Genomic DNA, 17101 nt, shown 5'->3' with positions numbered 1-17101 from the left:
CCGCTATGAAAATAAAGCAACCGGAGCAATGTCACTCCGGTTGCTTTTGCGGCGCTTCCTCCGAGTCTGGAACAGGTACTCCTGCCCGGTAAGCGCTGTTTTTGTCCTGATGCATGAATATCCCCGCCCGAGGAGCGATCCCCCGTTCGAAATAGTCCCGATTCTCGGCGGTTTGGAAGCCGATATCCTTATAGGGATGGACCCACTCGTCGCCGGCCATAACGGCCGGGTCCGTCTCGGTGCTCCATTCATTAAGCGGCGAATTCGGCGAATCGTAATCATGATCCCCGATCACTACGCCATGCTTGTTAACAAACGGCTCGCGCGGCCCTCTTCCCTCTCGGAATTCGGGAAGGAAGGAGATTTCGAACGGATCAAGCGACGGATCGTCCTCTTTGCCGTTATCCATCGCTAGCTCCTTAGATGGAAGGGCGGTTCGGCCCGTCCAGCTTCTTGTCGTAACCGGCTTCGCCAGGAGCGGCTGCCCCGGCCTTATTTTTTCTCTCTTGCTCGGTTTGCTCAAGCGAGTTGCCGTTTTTATTTTTCGCCATCGTAGTCGTCCTCCCGTATAAAACTGAATGTGCTGACTACGATAGTATGCGCGGCGGGCGCAAGCTTTATGTTCCATCTTCCTCAGGCTGACTGCCTGAAAAACGAGACGATAAACGTTGTCCCGACGCCCTGCTCCGATTCGACGTCTATTCGGCCGTTATGGCGCTCGGCAATGCTCACGCAAAGGGGGAGCCCTAGGCCCGTTCCTTGCGTCTTGGTCGTAAAGAACGGATCAAAGATGCGCTGCTTCTGCTCTTCGGAGATGCCGACACCCTGGTCCTGAATGCGAAGGACGATCTCTTCCTTGTCTTCTATGTAAGCCGTATGGATGGACAAGCGGCCTTTCTCGCTCATCGCCTCCATTCCGTTGCGCGCCAGATTGAGGAGCAGCTGCTTGATCTCCTTCTCGTTGAGTAGAATGGAAGGAATGAACTCGCATAACTCCACTTCGATGGTCTGGCCCCGCAGATTAGCGTCCGCATTTAATAACGGAATCATTTCCCGGATAATATCATGCAACGAACCTGCCTCCATCGTTAACGCCCGGTTCTGGGCCAAGGACAGGAAATCGCTTATGATGGTATTCGCCCGGTCGAGCTCGTCCATCACAATGCCGTAATAGGTTTGTTGGCTTTCCGGGCTCCGCTCCCGCATGAGCTGCACGAAGCCCCGGATAACCGCCATCGGATTGCGGATCTCATGGGTAATGCTCGCCGCCATCTGCCCAATCAGGCTGAGGCGCTCCATTCTGCCAACCTCGCTTCGCAGCAGGGCCAGCTCGGTTATATCATGCGCCGTCAGAACCGCCCCCGTAACGGAATCCGTTTGAAGGTTGCGAATGCAGAAGGCGGTCTTGAGTAGCGTACGGCCGTTCTCCACCTGCGGATACTCCTGGACAAGACCTTGCCCGTTAAGAGCTTCGCGCAGCAGCTTCGCATTGGAGTCCTCCAGCCCGTTATCAAAAAATTCGTAAAAATATTGGCCGACGATATTTTGTCCGCCCGCGAGCATCTGAACCCCCATCTCGTTCAGATGAGTGATTTTTCCGTATTGGTTGACCAGAACAACCGCAATCTTCGTCTGATCGATAAACTGCTCAAGCTTCTCCACTTCCTGCCGGTAGCTCTGCGACACCCGCTTCACGTCATAATGCAGCTGGGTGTTTTCTTTGAACGTCTCTACCGTATAGACCGATATCCACGAAGATACGACCGTCATCGCGATAGTAAGAAGCGCGAGCAGCACAAATTGGAGATTAACCGGCATACCGGTCGTTACGACAGCCACGGTAAAGGACAGAACGACAAATGCGCACATCCCGGCGATGAGCCGCATGACGATTCTGATCTTGCGCTGCCGGTCCGAACGCTGGAACGCCCTTATAATGGACGGCATAAAGACAAGATAAACAAGCATAAAGGTTACGAATACAACCGTCTCCCCCATGCTGTCGAGAGATTGGAACCGAAGCGCCGCATATACGCCGCTCAGCAGCAATAGAAAGTATGGTCCGCCGTATAAAGAACCGATTAACAAAGGCATAAGCCGGAAATTAAGTTCGCAGCCGTAGTAGTCCTTCGTAAACAACATGCACAATGCCATCGAAATACAGCTGGACAGCCCTATGATAACGGGAATTCTCCGCCAATGACGGCTCGAATTATGCCATAACTGAAAGGCAAAGGCAGGTACTAGCGTAATAAAGAATTGTAACAGCAATTCTTTCAACACGAACGATCAGTCTCCCCAACGAAAACACGTCATGTTATGAAATATACCCTGACTTCACCTATTCACCTGATAGTCCGATTAAATCACAACTCTCATTATTTTACAATCGCCTCCCCAGCCAATTGGTAATAATATTTAACAAATGAACGGCAAACAGATCGTTATGCAGTTCATGGTATCCGCCCTCGTATTTAACGAATTTGCAGCTGTTGCCAAGACGCTCCGCAACCTCCTTGCTCGCCTCAAACGAGGTCACTTTATCTCCCGTCCCGTGCGCCAGCAGCACCGGAACATGAAGCTCGTTACTATGAGCGATAGCCCATTCGCCCGCATCCGTCATGATGTGAAACGTCCTGATGGTGATGGAGCTATGGCATAAGGGGTCCCCGAGGAACGTAACCGCTTGATCGTAGCCGGGACGGTACAGATCATCGGGGCTAATCCCCGTGGAGAGAGAAAGCTTGGGGACAATACGCACAAGCAGCCTGGCCACAGCCTTTATTACGGCATTCGGGCCTTTCGCCAGGCGAAGCCACGGACTGCTCAGAACGAGTCCTTCAATTGCGGGCTGAAGGCGAAGCGCGGCATTGAGGGCTACATTGCCGCCCATGCTGTGGCCGTAAAGAAAGCATGGAAGCTGCGGGTGCCGGGCTTTGGCCTGGTCAAGCAGCAGGCTCGTGTTATGAACCGCGGTTTCCATGGAAGAAAGATGTCCGCGTTTCCCCGCGGAGCGGCCATGACCCTCCTGGTCATGGGCAAGCACGGCGTAACCTTCGGCTGTCAGCCGCTCGGCAACCGCGGAATACCGTTCCCCATGCTCTCCCATGCCGTGTACAATGCATACCGCTGCCTTTGGCTCCCGGTTATCGGGTAACCACTCTCTCGCGTAAATTTCGTTTCCGTTTGCCCCGCTGTACCGCCAATCCGTCCGCTGCATCCGCTGTTCGCTCCTTTACCGGTTTAAAGTTGTCATCATTATATTTCATTAAACAAGAAAAAGAATGTTACAATACGTAATAGAAGAAAACGTATGAGTCAGGAGCCATGTAAACGATGTTTGATGTCATTATTATCGGCGGCGGGCCGTCCGGATTGATGGCCGCCGTGGCCGCCAGCGGTGCCGGCGCGTCTACCCTTCTTATTGATAAAGGGGACAAGCTTGGACGCAAGCTCGGCATTTCCGGCGGAGGCCGCTGCAACGTAACCAACGCGAATGAAATGGATGAACTGATCCGCAATATTCCGGGAAACGGGCGGTTTTTGTTCAGCGCTCTAAATCAATTCGGCAACCGGGAGATCATTGCCTTCTTTGAAGGGATGGGCATAGCCTTGAAGGAAGAGGACCGCGGACGGATGTTCCCGGTATCGGACAAGGCGAAGACGGTAGTAGACGCTCTGATCCGGAAGGTGAAGGAGCAAGGCGTCGAGATCCGCACGAACATGCCGGTGAAGGAAGTGCTGTACGAGAACGGTGCTGTTACGGGAATTAGACTCGCTTCCAACGAAATGATCCATGCCAAGTCCGTCATTGTCGCTACCGGCGGGAAATCCGTTCCTCATACGGGTTCTACGGGCGACGGTTATCCTTGGGCCAAAAAAGCCGGTCATACGATTACCGAGCTTTACCCGACGGAGGTGCCGCTCACCTCGGCAGAGCCGTGGATACGCACTAAGGAGCTGCAAGGCCTGTCCCTCCGCGACGTTACGCTGACCGTATGGAATGCCAAGAACAAAAAGCTTGTCTCCCACGAGGGCGATATGATTTTCACGCATTTCGGCTTGTCCGGCCCTGCGGCGCTGCGCTGCAGCCAGTTTGTCGTTAAGGAGCTGAGGAAAGCTTCCGAAAGCGAAGGCGGCAGACAGACGGTTCTCGTTACCATCGATCTGCTTCCGAACCGCTCGGAGGCCGAAATCTTTGACGAGACGCTGAAGCTTGCCAAGCTTGATCCGAAAAAGGCGGTTAGAAATGTGCTGCGCGGCTATATGCAGGAAAGATTGCTGGAGCTGCTGCTCCGCCAATGCGAAATTAACGGAGATATCACGTACGACAACATCCCGAAGGAACCATGGCGCGAGCTGGCCAAACGGATAAAGCAATTCCCTGTTTCGGTTAACGGAACGTTGTCGATCGAAGAGGCTTTTGTGACCGGCGGCGGGGTGCATCTTAAAGAGATCGATCCGAAGACGATGCAGTCGAAGCTCGCCCAAGGGCTTTACTTCTGCGGGGAAGTGCTCGATATTCACGGTTATACCGGGGGCTATAATATTACGGCCGCATTCACTACGGGCCACAGCGCGGGAACAAGCGCGGCATCGGCTGCTTTAAGCAGCTGACGCCGCGCTTTTCCTTTTTCGCTCGTATTACGTGTGCACATCCCCCGAGAAATGGCTGTACTCGCCGGGATCCGGCAAAAACTCGTTCCGCGTATCCGCGTCGTCGTCCCGGTTGTGCAGGTCCGTTGCTTCCTCCGCCCCGATCCAATCCTCGTTCACGATATGCGCCGGAATAGTTATCGCATTCAGGGAATACGCCGTGTCGGTGACTGCCCCGTTCTGAATCGCCGATTGGTCCACCAGCCGGCCGCCATGGGACATGGCGATTTCCAGCGCCGAGGTCAGGTCGCTCCCGTCCACATGGATGTGCAGGCGGTTCCCCTCATGCATTAACGGCTCGTATCCCAGCTCCTGCAGAGTGTCCCGCGCAAGCGCGGCGCTAAAGGAGTCAGCGAAATCAAATAAAATAGCCGAGCTCATTCATCTCATCTCCTTCGATAGGCTTCCAATATATTAAGATTCCCTAACATTCCCCACTTTTATGAATGAAAGGTGTTGTCATTTCAACAAAACTTTATATAATTTAAGTTATACTCTTATGCGTCAGGTTTATTAACACCATGCGTCATATTATAACAATATTCACATAATAACTTCCAGGAAGGTGACAAACCAATGGAGAATGTATTTTATTTATTAGCTGATCCGATGTTTATCGTCGAGCTTGAGCATAATCGATGGTATATACGTGATATTAATTATGCCTTTACCAAGCTGACCGGATATAAAAAGACAGAGTTGATGGACGCCGACCCCGACGGGCTGTTAAGAAGAGGCTTTAGCTTTGGCGGGCTAATGACCCAGCTCAGCGATGATCACGAGCAGTCGCTCGAGCAGGAGCTGATCTCCAAATCCACCGCTTCCATTCCCGTTCGGTTCTCCAGCCGCCGGCTGCCATCCAGCGAGCAGACCTGCTTCATTATGATCTGCAAGGACTTGTCGGAGGAGAGATATATCGAAGAATACGCGATGGACAATCAAGTACTGATGAGCATCGGGGTATCCGAGCAGCTCCGCATTACAAACGCAACCCGGTATTACTCGCCCTTCAAGCCAATTAACCTTGTGAACCACTCCATATTCGACCATGTCGCGGAAGAAAGCCGCAAACCGCTTCGCCGCATCCTGGAATACGCGCGTACTCACGGGACAACCGAGCAGACTGATGTTAGGCTGTATTTCGGCGATCAGCTCCGGATGACAACAGTAGTCGTCAAGCCCTTCTTCCACGGAAACAAAGAGTTCAAGGGTTATGTCGTCCTGCTGACCGGCATGCTTCAGCCGGCTCGCGAGGAGGATGCCGCCTACAAGCTCCGCATGCTGATGCTGAGCAAAAATATCACCGCTACTTCCCTGGCACAATCAACCTTGATTTCGCTTACGACCATTTCCAAAATACGCAACGGAAAAATAAAAAAGCCCCAGCGCCTTACGGCCGAATTGATAGCCGGAGAGCTGGGGGTAAAGCCGGAATCGATATGGAGCGGCTTTAAGCGTTATTAAACGTTTGTTAGAAACGGAACTTCATAACCAGATCGTTCAGATCCTGAGCGATCTCCGTCAGACCGCCTGCGGCAGAAGCAATCTCTTCGGCCGAGGCGGTTTGTTTGTCCGCGCTTTGCGCGACAGCCCTGGCAATAGCATAGGTACGGCGAGCGATTTCGGTCAGCTGATCGATTGAGGCCGAAACCTCCTCCGAACTGGCGGCAAGCTGCTCGGCAGCAGCTGCAACCTCTTCGATCTTGCCGGATACATCGCCTGCCGCGGCCGTAATTTGACGGAAGGAGCGGCCCGCTGCTTGTACTTTTTCGAGCCCCTTTAACGTCTCGTCCCGGCTCGCATTCATTTTTTGAACGGTTAAGACCGTATCCTCTTTAATCAAGCTTATAGCACCGGCAATATCGGAGACGGAGGCCGCCGTCTGTACCGACAGCTTGCGAACCTCTTCCGCCACAACCGCAAACCCCTTCCCCGCGTCGCCGGCCCTCGAGGCTTCAATAGCGGCATTAAGCGCGAGCAGATTGGTCTGCTTGGATATGGAGCCGATAAAATCGGTAATTCTGCCAATGCTGCTCATACGATTCTCGAGCAGCGCGACACGCTCGGACGCCGAACGGACCGTGTCATCGATGTCCGCCATCGTCCGGACGGCTTCCCCAATCGTCTCAACCCCTTCCTTCGCCTGCCGCTCCGCATTTGCCGAGAGCTCGGCCGCGATAGAGCTGCTTTCCGCAATCCGCTGCGTTCCATGCGCCATCTCTTCGGTTGAACGGGAAATTTCCTCGAAGCCGTGGAGCTGCTCCTGGGAGCCCGATGCCGCCTCCCGGAACATGGCTGAAGCCTGCTCGACCGTGCCGGCATTATGCTCGGATACCGCAAGCATCTCCTCCGATGCCGCGGAGATGCTGGTTGCGGCCGTCCGTACGCTTTGCATCGTCGTCCGCAGAGAGTCAACCATCCCTTGCAGCGCCTGTACCATAGCCCCTATTTCATCGCGGTTTCTTACCTTCGGAATAACAACCGAAAGCGAACCCGCAGCCACTTCGGCAATTACATCCGAGGAACGCTTGATCGGAAGGGAGATCGTCCTGCGCACGTAATAGAGCAGAACGAGAACCAGAATAAGAGCTGCGCCTAGACTGCCGGTAATCGCCATAACCGCTTGGCGGTTGATTTTCTCACTCGATTTCTCGGCCGCCTTCGCTCCTTCCTCGTTAATCCGTATGAGCGTATTTATGTAAGACTGCATCGTGCTGAAGGACTGCTCCGAGGCCAGGAGGGAATCGCGTATCTGCTTATCATCCTCCAGATTGGAGTAACGGATGACATTCCGGTATAACGCCAGATAGGCCTTCCACTCCCCTTCCAGGTTGCGGGACAGATTCATGTCATCGCCCGATTTCGGAAGCGCCATAAATTCCTGCAGCTTCTTCTGCAGGATAACGATCGTATACTCTCCGTCCTCCTCCAGCAGCTTGCGCTTCAACGGATTGCTTTCCCACGCCATCTTGTATTGGATGGTAAGCATATGCTCGTTCAAATAATTGATTTCGTTAATGGCCTTGATATTGGCCAGCCATACGTGCGAGATCTCCCGGGCGTTGCTTGTCAGCTTGTCCATCCGATTAAAGCTGAGCGCTCCGTTCGCCGCCAAAATAATGACGATCGCCAGGAAGGATAGCGTAAGCCTTTGACTCACCGAAATTCTCCATTTCCATTCGTTTGCGAATGATTGCGGCATATAAAACCCTCCTTTGGACTCTGCCCACTATGATGTTAGTATATCTTACATGTAAATAACAACCAAATGGATAGGTATGCGGGAAATCCGTCATTTTGACGTATTTGCTCGCTTTCTGTCTGCGGCAGTTCACTTAGCGGATAAAATGCAAAAGCTTTTAATCTTTTCTGAAACAAGGTGAAACGGGGCCGGAAGAACACAAAAACAGCCCTAGCCTTAATAGGCCAGGGCTTGTTAATTGTATGCTTTACGCTCCGGAAACCTCCGCAAGGGCTACTTTCCTTTTGCCGTATACGATCCGCGACAGCAGAACGCTGATTTCGTAAAGGACCACAAGCGGAACAAAAACGAGCAGGTGGGAAATCAGTTCAGGCGGGGAGATTAGGCTGGCCACGATAACAAGCACCAGGTAAGCGTATCTCCTCATTTTATGGAGAGCCTTTGGCGTCAGAATCCCGATCTTCGTCAGAAACATGACGATAACCGGCAGCTCAAACGCAATAGCAAGCGGCAGTACGATATTGAACATAAATCCGAAATATTGCGCAACCCCGTACGTTTCTACAAGCTCCATGCTCTTTGTTATTTTGGAAGTAAAAGAGAAGCTCATCGGGAAGACCACAAAGTAACCAAAGGCCAGCCCGGTAAAGAAGCAGATCACGCTGTAAGGCACGTACCGCAGCGCGGCGGTCCGCTCCCCGGGATGAAGCCCCTGCTTCACGAAGCCCCACAGCTGGTACAAAATAAAAGGCAGCGATACGGCCAAAGCAATCGCCAGCGCAACCGACATATACATGCGGATGCCGTCCCAAGGCGAAAATACGTTCCATGTCATTTCCGAGCCCGGCGGCACGCTTTTCAGATAACGCAGCACCTTCGGCGATAGGTACAACCCGCCTCCCAGCGACAGAAGCACCACGATAAGACTCTTCCAGATCCGCCTGCGCAGCTCCGTAAGATGTCCGAGCAGCGTCATCGTCTCCTCGATTCTAATCATTCGCTGCACAACCTTCCGGGTTTTCTCAGCTCAAAGGTATGGAACCCGTCCCTCAGCTTGTCGTTAATCTCCTTCAAGCGGTCGACATCCTGAAAGGAATATTTGCGCGCGCCCCCTTTGGTCCTCACCGGGAAGACCAGCTGCTTCTCTTCGTAATACCGAATTTGTCTTTCCGTCAAACCAGTTAAGTCGCTAACGATTCCAATACTCATCACTTTGTCCTTCATCGTCAAACGCCTCCCTAACGGATATGTTACCTTTTCTAACACTATCTCTTTGATTCGAAATGTTATCAGCGGTCTGTTTCTTCGTCAATGGGACCGATAGCCCTGGTCAGCTTGTCCGAATCCGATGATTATAAACGAACAAAACGAACACCATTTATGTTCAAACGCTTATAAAGCTTGCGTTTTTATGAGATACGGAGTTTCACCCCATACCTCTAAATGGTTATAATTACCTATTGAATGATGGTTGATTAATTATTTTTATCTTCCTAATAAAATTTATTTATGTTAGACTTCCTCACAAAAGATTGGCGAAGGCTTGAAGGACCATGCTACATTTCTTTCCGAGACGAGCAAATCGATCAAGCGAAGGAGTTGACGGGCATGGAAACGAAAGAGACACCAAACGAGCTGTCGCGCAGACAATTTCTGACAACGGTCGGCAAGATCGGCGGAGCCGCCGCGGTGTTTAGCGTAATGGGGACGATGGGGTTATTTACGCCGGAAACGCTGAAAGCAGCGGAGTATGAGCCTCCATCCAGCTGGGATTTGAAGGGTACAAACCGTTCGGGCAAAAAAATCGTTATCCTCGGCGCTGGCGTCGCCGGCCTGACGGCAGCTTATGAGCTGGGAAAAGCCGGCTATAACTGTACGATTCTCGAAGCCCGCGCCCGTTCCGGCGGCCGGAACTGGTCGGTGCGCCGCGGCACGACGGTGACCGAGCTTGGGGGACAAAAGCAGGTTGCGCGGTTTGATGACGGCATGTATCTGAATGCGGGTCCGATGCGTATTCCGCAGTTCCACGTCACGATGGATTACTGCCGCGAGTTCGGCATCGCGATGGAGCCGTTCAATAACGTCAACGAAAGTGCTTACTATTACAATGAGAACGTTGGCGCTTTGTCCGGCACCCGCGTCCGAAAGCGGGCGGCCAAAGCCGATGTCAGAGGTTACGTGAACGAGCTGCTCGCCAAATCCATCAATCAGCCCGGGCTGAACCTTCCGGTTACGGCGGAGGAAAAGGACAAAATCGTCGCTTACCTCCGCTCCGAGGGCAACCTTGACGCCGATCTTTTCTACAAGGGCTCTTCCCGCGGCGGCTATAAGGATGAACCGGGCTCGAGGCTTGATGCCGGCGTCATCCGCGATCCTTTTGATATGAAGGCAATCATTAACTCCGGCTTCGGCAACTTCTTCGCAAGCGAATACAGCTATGATCAGCAAATGATGATGTTCCATCCCGTCGGCGGTATCGATGCGATTCCGCTAGCTTTCGAGAAACGGCTGGGCAACCGGATCAAATTCCATTCGGAAGTGACCGAATTCAAGCATGTCGGAGATAAGGTGCAGGTTACCTACACCGACCTCTTGAACGGCGAAATGAAACAGATCGAAGGCGATTTCCTCATTTGCACGATTCCTTTGTCCGTGCTCAAGAACATTAAGCATGACTTGTCGCCTGACATGACGAAGGCAATCAACAATACGAAGTATGCCAACGCGGGTAAAATCGGCCTGCAATTCAAACGGCGCTTCTGGGAGGAAGACGACCAAATCTACGGCGGCAATACGCTGACGAATATGGATATTTCGTCGATCTATTATCCGCCAACGAATTATTTTGCCAAAAAGGGTCTCCTGCTCGGCTATTACGTCCAAGGGTCCAACGCGGATAAGATTGGCGCGTTGTCCTTCAAAGAACGCGAAGCGCATGCGCTTGAACAAGGAGCCAAAATTCACCCGCAATACTATAACGAGTTCGAATCTTCGTTCTCCGTGAACTGGAAAACGATCAAATACAACGAAGGCAGCTGGGTCTCCTACTCGGAGGACGATCGCAAGACCAACTATCCGGTGCTCTGCAAGCCTGACCGCCGCGTCTATCTGGCCGGCGAGCATATCAGCTACATTACGGCCTGGATGGCAGGCGGCATTGAATCCGCGCGTTCGGTTGTCACCGACATCCATGAGCGCGTCATGAAGGAATAGCCAAAGGAGGGGTCAATGATGAAGATGACAGGAAAAATGAAGGTAATCGCCGGAGCGGTTATAATCTCCTGCCTCGCCGCAACGGCTAGCGTATACGCGGCGGTTACGCCTAATAAATACCCGCTCGCCCCGATTCACGAGCCGGAATTCTATGGCAACCCGTCTTCGGCAATCTCCAGCGCGGTGGCGATGCCGGCGATCACGGCCACCTTCGAAACGAGCGGCACGGTACCTTCCGTCGTGAACAAAGAAGGCAAGACGGTGTACGAACGGTACGGCGATACCGAAAAACAAGGCCTCAGCGTTCTCAAAAATATCGAAGCCCTGCTGAAAGAGCAAGGCCTCTCGATGAAGGACGTCACGTATCTGCGCGTATACATTGCGCCAGATGCCGCAAAAGGAGGCAAGTTCGATTTCGACGGATGGAACAAAGCCTACGCCAAATACTTCAACACCAAAGAAAACCCCGTAAAAACAGCCCGTTCCACCGTTGGCGTCGCAAGCCTTGTCAATTCGGATTGGCTGATCGAGATCGAAGCGGTTGCCGCTTACCCAAGCAATCATAGACAGGACTAATTCCGATTAGAGTGAACCTTTAACAATAAACAGAATGGAGATGATCGTATGCTTCAAAACGTTGGTTTCCCGGGTCTCATGATGATTCTTGTTGTCGTATTAATCATATTCGGCCCTTCCAAGCTGCCTGAGCTAGGCCGCGCCGTAGGCCGTACGCTGCATGAGTTCAAAACGTCGGCAAAGGAGCTTGTCTCCGATACGAAGGAAGAAGTCGTATCCGAAAGCAAGTCGTAGCAGTAAATAGGCCGTACCCCTCTGTGGGTACGGCCTATTTACTGTTCTAGCCCGCAACACTGCGTCGGCCAAGCGCCTCTAACCCGGCTGCAGCAAAAAAAGAACCGTTCCTCCCGGCTAACCGGAAGAAACGGTATCAACTCGCGTTATTGGGTGCGGTGATTAACCGCGGTAAGCGACAAGCGCTTCGTTCATGCCGCGCGTTTGCGCGTAAACTTGCTGGTAGATACGGAACAGTCCTTTATACGTCTCAACCGCTTCAGGCTGAGGCTCGTACGAAGCCGCATGCTTCACGAATTGCTCCGCGCATGCTTCTAGGCTGTCGAACCAGCCGCAGCCGTAAGCTGCGAGCATTGCCGCGCCAAGGCCTGGGCCTTGTTCATTCTCAAGCGCCACTACCGTCGCGTTGAAAATATCCGCCTGCATTTGCAGCCATACCGGATTTTGCGCGCCGCCGCCGATGGAAACAACCTTATCAACCGTTTTGCCAACGCTGCGGAACATATCGACGGACTCGTTAAGCGAGAACGTGATTCCTTCCATCACCGCCCGGGCGAAATGAATGCGCTCATGCGAGCCGTCTACGCCGATAAAGCTGGCACGGATAGCCGGATCGGCATGCGGCGTGCGTTCGCCAACGAGGTAAGGCGTAAAGAGCAATCCGCCTGCACCCGGTTTTACTTCCCCTACACCCTGCAGCATTTCGTCAAACGATTCGTTCGGAGCAAATGTTTTCTTGAACCAGCTTAGGCTGTAGCCTGCAGCAAGGGTTACGCCCATCGCATAGAAGGAGTTCTCTTTGCCGTGGTTGAAGAAATGGACTTTGCCTTGGAAGTCTTTGTTCTTGTCATTCTCGTACGCGAGAATAACGCCCGATGTACCGATACTCGACAGCGTGAGGCCTTCGGACAGAATGCCGGCTCCAATGGCGCCGCAAGCATTGTCGGCTCCGCCGGCAAATACTTTCGTCGATGGCTGAAGGCCGGTACGTTCCGCAATTTCGGGAAGCAGCGTGCCTACGAGACCGTGCGATTCTACCAGAGGCGGGCAGAAGCTTGCTGGCAATTCAAATGCAGACAGCACGTCGCTGCTCCATTCTTTTGCCGCAACATCCAGAAGCAAAGTACCCGCAGCATCGGAATAATCCATGTGCAGCTCGCCTGTCAGAGCATAACGAACATAATCTTTCGGCAGCACAAACAGCTTCGCTTGCTCGAAGGCTTGCGGCTCATATTGGCGAACCCACAGAATCTTCGGCAGCGTGAAGCCTTCAAGCGCCGGGTTGCGAGTAATGCCAAGCAGCTTGTCGCCAAGCGTACGCTCGATCTCGCGGCATTGCTCCGTGGTACGCGTATCGTTCCACAGGATGGCGTTGCGTACAGGCTTGTTGTCAGCATCAAGCAGCACGAGGCCATGCATCTGACCGGAGAAGCTGATGCCTTCGATTTGATCGGCAGCAATGCCATTAGATGAAGCAAGTTCATTTAAGGCTTCGATTGTTGCTTGAACCCAATCCTCCGGCTTTTGCTCGCTCCAGCCGGAATGCTCGTGGAACAGCGGATAGCTGCGGGATGCTTCCGCAGCTACCGTTCCGTTCTTGTCAACGAGCAATGCCTTCACGGCACTAGTGCCTAAATCTATACCAACTACATAACTCATTGACATAATCCTCCCATTGCCTAAGTTATCTTCGGCGATTAAACGCTGAAAATAACTTCGCTGAGCATCAGTCTCATGCGCTCTTGCTTGCCCGATTTGTTAACGATCGGGTTGTTTTGCAAAGCGTAAGCTTCAAGGGATGCCAGGGATGCTTTACCAGCAACAACTTCAGCGCCGATGCCGGATTTGAAGCTGCTGTAACGGTCTTCAACGATTTGATCGAAGATTTTTTCTTCGATCAGCTTCGCAGCTGCTTTCAGACCCCAAGCGAAGGAATCCATACCGGCAATGTGAGCCAAGAAGAGATCCTGATCCTCGAACGAGCCACGGCGCACTTTCGCGTCGAAGTTAACGCCTCCGCGAGTCAGACCGCCGGCTTTCAGAACTTCGAACATCGTCAGCGTAGTCGAGTACAGGTCAGTTGGGAATTCGTCGGTATCCCAGCCGAGCAGCAGGTCGCCTTGGTTAGCGTCAAGAGAGCCCAGCATGCCGTTAATTGCAGCTGTACGGATTTCATGCTCGAAAGTATGACCCGCAAGCGTTGCATGGTTAGCTTCGAGGTTCAGCTTGAAGTAATCTTTCAGGCCGTATTTTTGCAGGAATGCGATTGTTGTTGCAGCATCGAAATCGTATTGGTGTTTAGTAGGCTCTTTTGGCTTAGGCTCGATCAGGAATTGAGCGTCGAAGCCGATTTCTTTCGCATAAGCGATAGCCATATGGTACAGACGGGCAAGGTTGTCAAGCTCGAAGCCCATGTCCGTGTTCAGAAGGTTCTCGTAACCTTCGCGGCCGCCCCAGAATACATAGTTTTCCGCGCCCAGCTCTTTACCGACTTCAAGGCCTTTTTTCAGCTGCGCGCCAGCGTATGCGTATACGTCAGCGTTGCAAGTTGTGCCAGCGCCGTGTACGTAACGCGGATTCGAGAACATATTTACCGTATTCCACAGCAATTTTTTGCCGGTTTGTTGTTGATGGTCTTTCAGCATAGCGACGATAACGTCGAGGTTTTTGTTCGTTTCTTGCAGCGTAGCACCTTCAGGAGCGATATCCACGTCATGGAATGCGTAGAACGGCGCGCCGATTTTGTCCAGGAATTCGAAGTTAGCTTCCACGCGGGCTTTCGAACGGTCAAGACCGTCAAATTTGTCCCAGCCGCGGATCATCGTTGCGTTACCGAACGGATCCGTACCGTTAGCGTTGAAAGTGTGCCAGTAAGCAACCGCAAAGCGAAGATGCTCTTCCATGGTTTTGCCCAGAACCACTTGTTTAGGATCGTAGTGTTTGAATGCCAGCGGATTGTCGGAGCCTTTGCCTTCGAATTGGATCTTGCCGATGTTAGCGAAATACGTCATGAGATGAATATCCTCCTTTAAAATGTACGAGTATAAGTTCAATCTTCTCGTTAGCTAAGTGTGTTTTGAAAACGCTCACCAATAATATAGCACGGGCAACTTAGTTTGTCTATTAAACAAACTAAGATTCATCAAAATATTTTTTTGCATTTTTTTCAGGAGTAATATTCCCGTTTGTTCGCTTCATTACACTGAAGTAACGGGGAAATAAAAAACTGCCAATGCTAATCCGGCAGCTTACCGATATAAATCAGATCGATTGTAGGCACACGATAAAGGGTACATAATTTCATGGCAATGCTGCATGGAATCATGCGGCTGTCTTTTTCGTATTTCAATAACAAATCATCCGATACACCGATTCGTGCAGCAACGTCACTGACCTCCAATTGTTTCGCCAAGCGAATTTCTTTAAATGTAAAAATCACTCGAATCACACTACCCTCCTGATAATAGCTGATCCTCATATTTGAAGATGCCAATTCCGAAACAACCGTTACGATTCACCCTATATAGATAGACTATATAATAAGAACATGTGTTCCTATTATATACCAAACATACGTTCCTATTGCAAGTTGAAAATAATTTGGAAATAGGGTTCGGAGTATTAAAAATCACCTAAAAACAAGCAAAAAAGAGCTCAAACACTCTTTCTCTGTGTTTGAGCTCCTTTTAATGCCTACTGTTCTTTTTGCCCTGACACTTTACGCAGTTCGTTGGCTAGCCGATGCAGTTCTTCACGTGCTTCCGGATCCTGCGTTGCCTTATAAGCAGCGGATAAAAACGGAATGATTTTGTTCGCATCAGCAGGTTTGAGGATGTATTCTTTTTCCCTCATACACTCAGGAAGTTGAACATGCTTATCGAAAAAATCATGCTCCATGGCATTAATATCTACATTTCCAGTTATCCCTTTTACACTCCCGCTAGAAGTATACTGGAATACGGACCATTTTTCCCATGTGCCGTTCGCTATTGGTGTTTCTACGCCATAATGAGCAATCCATAGAGGAAATGATGCGACCTGCTTGTTCAAGAAAATTTTCGCGAAACTTGCCCCTGTGTAGATCATCGTTGGGTGTCCGGTAAGACGTTCCACCTCTTGAAGCCAGGTTAAACACCAATCGGATAATTGATCCCCGCCAACTGTAGACGCCTTGCCTTCAACGTCCAAGACATGCGGGAACTGGGCTGCAAAGCCTTTTATCGCATTCACGAACTGAGCAGCCTCTACCAATGGATCGTTATTCTCCGGATGAGCATAATGATAAAAGCCAATTGCAAGTCCTACTGTCGCAGCTCCCTTGGCGTTCACTTCGAGCTTATCATCGAGGATCGTTCTGCCTTCCGTTGCTTTTATGAATGCCCCCTTTACACCATCCGATTTTACTGCTGTCCAGTTTATTGAACCTTGATGGTGAGAGACGTCAATGATCTTAACATTACCTGCTGATTTAGCTTGCATCCTTGCCACTGTCCTTTGTTTTAACATAGCTGTATGCGCCCGATGCGGTGAGTCCAATTACGGCAATGTTAATAATAGTGTCTCGCACCGTTGAAGGAACGAGGACGAAAATAGCTGCTACACCAATAGCAATGGCCGAGCTATGTTTAGCCGGGACACCGTAACCCTTAACGACACCAACAAAAGCCGCCACAAGGGCGGCTAGGGTGAGAATATCCTGTTGTTCCATTAGTGCTCTGCCTCCAATCGATCGAGCCGTTTGTGAGCCTGTTTGGACGACTCCTCAACTCTCGTAACCCGTTCTGCCAAAATATCGAACCGCTGCCCCTGTATTCGCTGTTCTACGCGCATATCATCAACGCCACGTTTGATATACTCAACGTCCGTACGCAAGGTCGCATCCCTGCCTGCTGCGGCTGCCGTATCACTTCGGATGGATCGCGACCGTCCCAACCAACCTAGAATAATTCCGCTGAGACCAGTGCAAACCCCAATAACAACCGTAATTGAGCTCCAATTCATCTTATCACCTGCTTTCTTTCAAAATAAAAGCACCGCTTATACAACAGAACTGAGATTTAATTCTGGTCGTTTTATTTTGATATTATCGATAACCAATTCTCTATCTTCTTCTGGCAAATCATAGCTGTGGATGACGGTTTCGATATTACCTTCGCCTGCATTATATCGAGTCAGGCAAGCACTAGCGATGATTCGAATCTTATAATTAGCCATTGCCAT

The 17101-nt window shown here is 51.4% G+C and carries 20 protein-coding genes; 5 read left to right on the top strand and 15 right to left on the bottom strand.

What is annotated here, in order from left to right:
- Positions 1–31: 31 nt before the first annotated feature.
- From FHT67_RS21545 to FHT67_RS21535, 4 genes are all read right to left on the bottom strand, one after another.
- A complete protein-coding gene (locus FHT67_RS21545; protein ID WP_167201280.1) occupies positions 32–409 on the bottom strand; it encodes a DUF3905 domain-containing protein in 378 nt (125 codons plus the stop codon).
- 10 nt (positions 410–419) lie between these two features.
- Positions 420–551 carry a hypothetical protein gene (locus tag FHT67_RS30400; RefSeq protein WP_279513598.1) on the bottom strand — a complete coding sequence of 44 codons (132 nt, stop codon included), beginning with the start codon at positions 549–551 and terminating at the stop codon, positions 420–422.
- 82 nt (positions 552–633) lie between these two features.
- The gene (locus FHT67_RS21540) at positions 634–2283 is read right to left on the bottom strand and encodes an ATP-binding protein (protein ID WP_347880113.1); all 1650 of its coding nucleotides are present in this window, start codon (positions 2281–2283) and stop codon (positions 634–636) included.
- Between the two features lie 100 nt (positions 2284–2383).
- Positions 2384–3220, bottom strand: coding sequence for an alpha/beta hydrolase (locus FHT67_RS21535; protein WP_167201279.1), 837 nt, complete (start codon positions 3218–3220; stop codon positions 2384–2386).
- A 116-nt stretch (positions 3221–3336) separates the two neighbouring features.
- On the opposite strand from FHT67_RS21535, the gene FHT67_RS21530 reads away from it, so the two are divergent.
- On the top strand, positions 3337–4617 hold the full coding sequence (locus tag FHT67_RS21530; protein ID WP_167201278.1) for a BaiN/RdsA family NAD(P)/FAD-dependent oxidoreductase: 1281 nt from the start codon (positions 3337–3339) through the stop codon (positions 4615–4617).
- 27 nt (positions 4618–4644) lie between these two features.
- Here the strand turns inward: FHT67_RS21530 and FHT67_RS21525 are convergent, their stop codons facing one another.
- The gene (locus FHT67_RS21525) at positions 4645–5037 is read right to left on the bottom strand and encodes a hypothetical protein (RefSeq protein ID WP_167201277.1); all 393 of its coding nucleotides are present in this window, start codon (positions 5035–5037) and stop codon (positions 4645–4647) included.
- A gap of 195 nt (positions 5038–5232) precedes the next feature.
- On the opposite strand from FHT67_RS21525, the gene FHT67_RS21520 reads away from it, so the two are divergent.
- On the top strand, positions 5233–6120 hold the full coding sequence (locus FHT67_RS21520; protein ID WP_132310495.1) for a helix-turn-helix domain-containing protein: 888 nt from the start codon (positions 5233–5235) through the stop codon (positions 6118–6120).
- A gap of 7 nt (positions 6121–6127) precedes the next feature.
- Here FHT67_RS21520 and FHT67_RS21515 read toward each other — a convergent pair whose 3' ends face one another.
- The 3 genes from FHT67_RS21515 to FHT67_RS21505 all read right to left on the bottom strand — a co-directional run bounded on the left by FHT67_RS21515 (position 6128) and on the right by FHT67_RS21505 (position 9082).
- Positions 6128–7858, bottom strand: coding sequence for a methyl-accepting chemotaxis protein (locus FHT67_RS21515; RefSeq protein WP_167201276.1), 1731 nt, complete (start codon positions 7856–7858; stop codon positions 6128–6130).
- Between the two features lie 247 nt (positions 7859–8105).
- Positions 8106–8855: a twin-arginine translocase subunit TatC gene (gene tatC / locus FHT67_RS21510; RefSeq protein ID WP_132310499.1), complete on the bottom strand. Its 750-nt coding sequence runs from the start codon at positions 8853–8855 to the stop codon at positions 8106–8108.
- On the bottom strand, positions 8852–9082 hold the full coding sequence (locus FHT67_RS21505; protein ID WP_132310501.1) for a MerR family transcriptional regulator: 231 nt from the start codon (positions 9080–9082) through the stop codon (positions 8852–8854). The genes tatC and FHT67_RS21505 overlap by 4 nt, the downstream gene beginning before the upstream one ends.
- A 384-nt stretch (positions 9083–9466) precedes the next feature.
- Between FHT67_RS21505 and FHT67_RS21500 the strand changes: the two genes are divergently transcribed.
- Genes FHT67_RS21500 through FHT67_RS21490 form a run of 3 tightly spaced genes read left to right on the top strand, consistent with a single transcriptional unit; the run spans position 9467 to position 11881 of the window.
- Positions 9467–11071 carry a flavin monoamine oxidase family protein gene (locus tag FHT67_RS21500; RefSeq protein ID WP_167201275.1) on the top strand — a complete coding sequence of 535 codons (1605 nt, stop codon included), beginning with the start codon at positions 9467–9469 and terminating at the stop codon, positions 11069–11071.
- Between the two features lie 15 nt (positions 11072–11086).
- Positions 11087–11647, top strand: coding sequence for a RidA family protein (locus FHT67_RS21495; RefSeq protein WP_347813057.1), 561 nt, complete (start codon positions 11087–11089; stop codon positions 11645–11647).
- A gap of 48 nt (positions 11648–11695) precedes the next feature.
- Entirely contained in the window at positions 11696–11881 is a 186-nt protein-coding gene (locus tag FHT67_RS21490) for a twin-arginine translocase TatA/TatE family subunit (RefSeq protein WP_132310505.1), read from the top strand.
- A gap of 162 nt (positions 11882–12043) precedes the next feature.
- On the opposite strand, the gene xylB is transcribed toward FHT67_RS21490, so the two are convergent.
- The 7 genes from xylB to FHT67_RS21455 all read right to left on the bottom strand — a co-directional run bounded on the left by xylB (position 12044) and on the right by FHT67_RS21455 (position 17101).
- A complete protein-coding gene (xylB, locus tag FHT67_RS21485) occupies positions 12044–13540 on the bottom strand; it encodes a xylulokinase (RefSeq protein WP_167201274.1) in 1497 nt (498 codons plus the stop codon).
- 38 nt (positions 13541–13578) lie between these two features.
- Positions 13579–14892: a xylose isomerase gene (gene xylA / locus FHT67_RS21480; RefSeq protein ID WP_167201273.1), complete on the bottom strand. Its 1314-nt coding sequence runs from the start codon at positions 14890–14892 to the stop codon at positions 13579–13581.
- 224 nt (positions 14893–15116) lie between these two features.
- Entirely contained in the window at positions 15117–15329 is a 213-nt protein-coding gene (locus FHT67_RS21475; protein WP_132310511.1) for a helix-turn-helix domain-containing protein, read from the bottom strand.
- 245 nt (positions 15330–15574) lie between these two features.
- Positions 15575–16360, bottom strand: coding sequence for a glycoside hydrolase family 25 protein (locus tag FHT67_RS21470; RefSeq protein ID WP_167201272.1), 786 nt, complete (start codon positions 16358–16360; stop codon positions 15575–15577).
- Positions 16350–16589: a hypothetical protein gene (locus FHT67_RS21465; protein WP_132310515.1), complete on the bottom strand. Its 240-nt coding sequence runs from the start codon at positions 16587–16589 to the stop codon at positions 16350–16352. Before FHT67_RS21465 ends, FHT67_RS21470 begins: the two co-directional genes overlap by 11 nt.
- Positions 16589–16882 (bottom strand): hypothetical protein, encoded by a 294-nt coding sequence (locus FHT67_RS21460; RefSeq protein ID WP_167201271.1) that lies wholly within the window; start codon positions 16880–16882, stop codon positions 16589–16591. Before FHT67_RS21460 ends, FHT67_RS21465 begins: the two co-directional genes overlap by 1 nt.
- 36 nt (positions 16883–16918) lie before the next feature.
- Positions 16919–17101, bottom strand: coding sequence for a hypothetical protein (locus tag FHT67_RS21455; protein WP_167201270.1), 183 nt, complete (start codon positions 17099–17101; stop codon positions 16919–16921).

The sequence above is a fragment of the Paenibacillus sp. BK720 genome, from assembly GCF_011761545.1.
Classification (GTDB): Bacteria; Bacillota; Bacilli; order Paenibacillales; family Paenibacillaceae; genus Pristimantibacillus.
The sequence above is the reverse complement of the archived record's forward strand: the minus strand, read 5'-3'. Positions and strand labels throughout refer to the sequence as shown.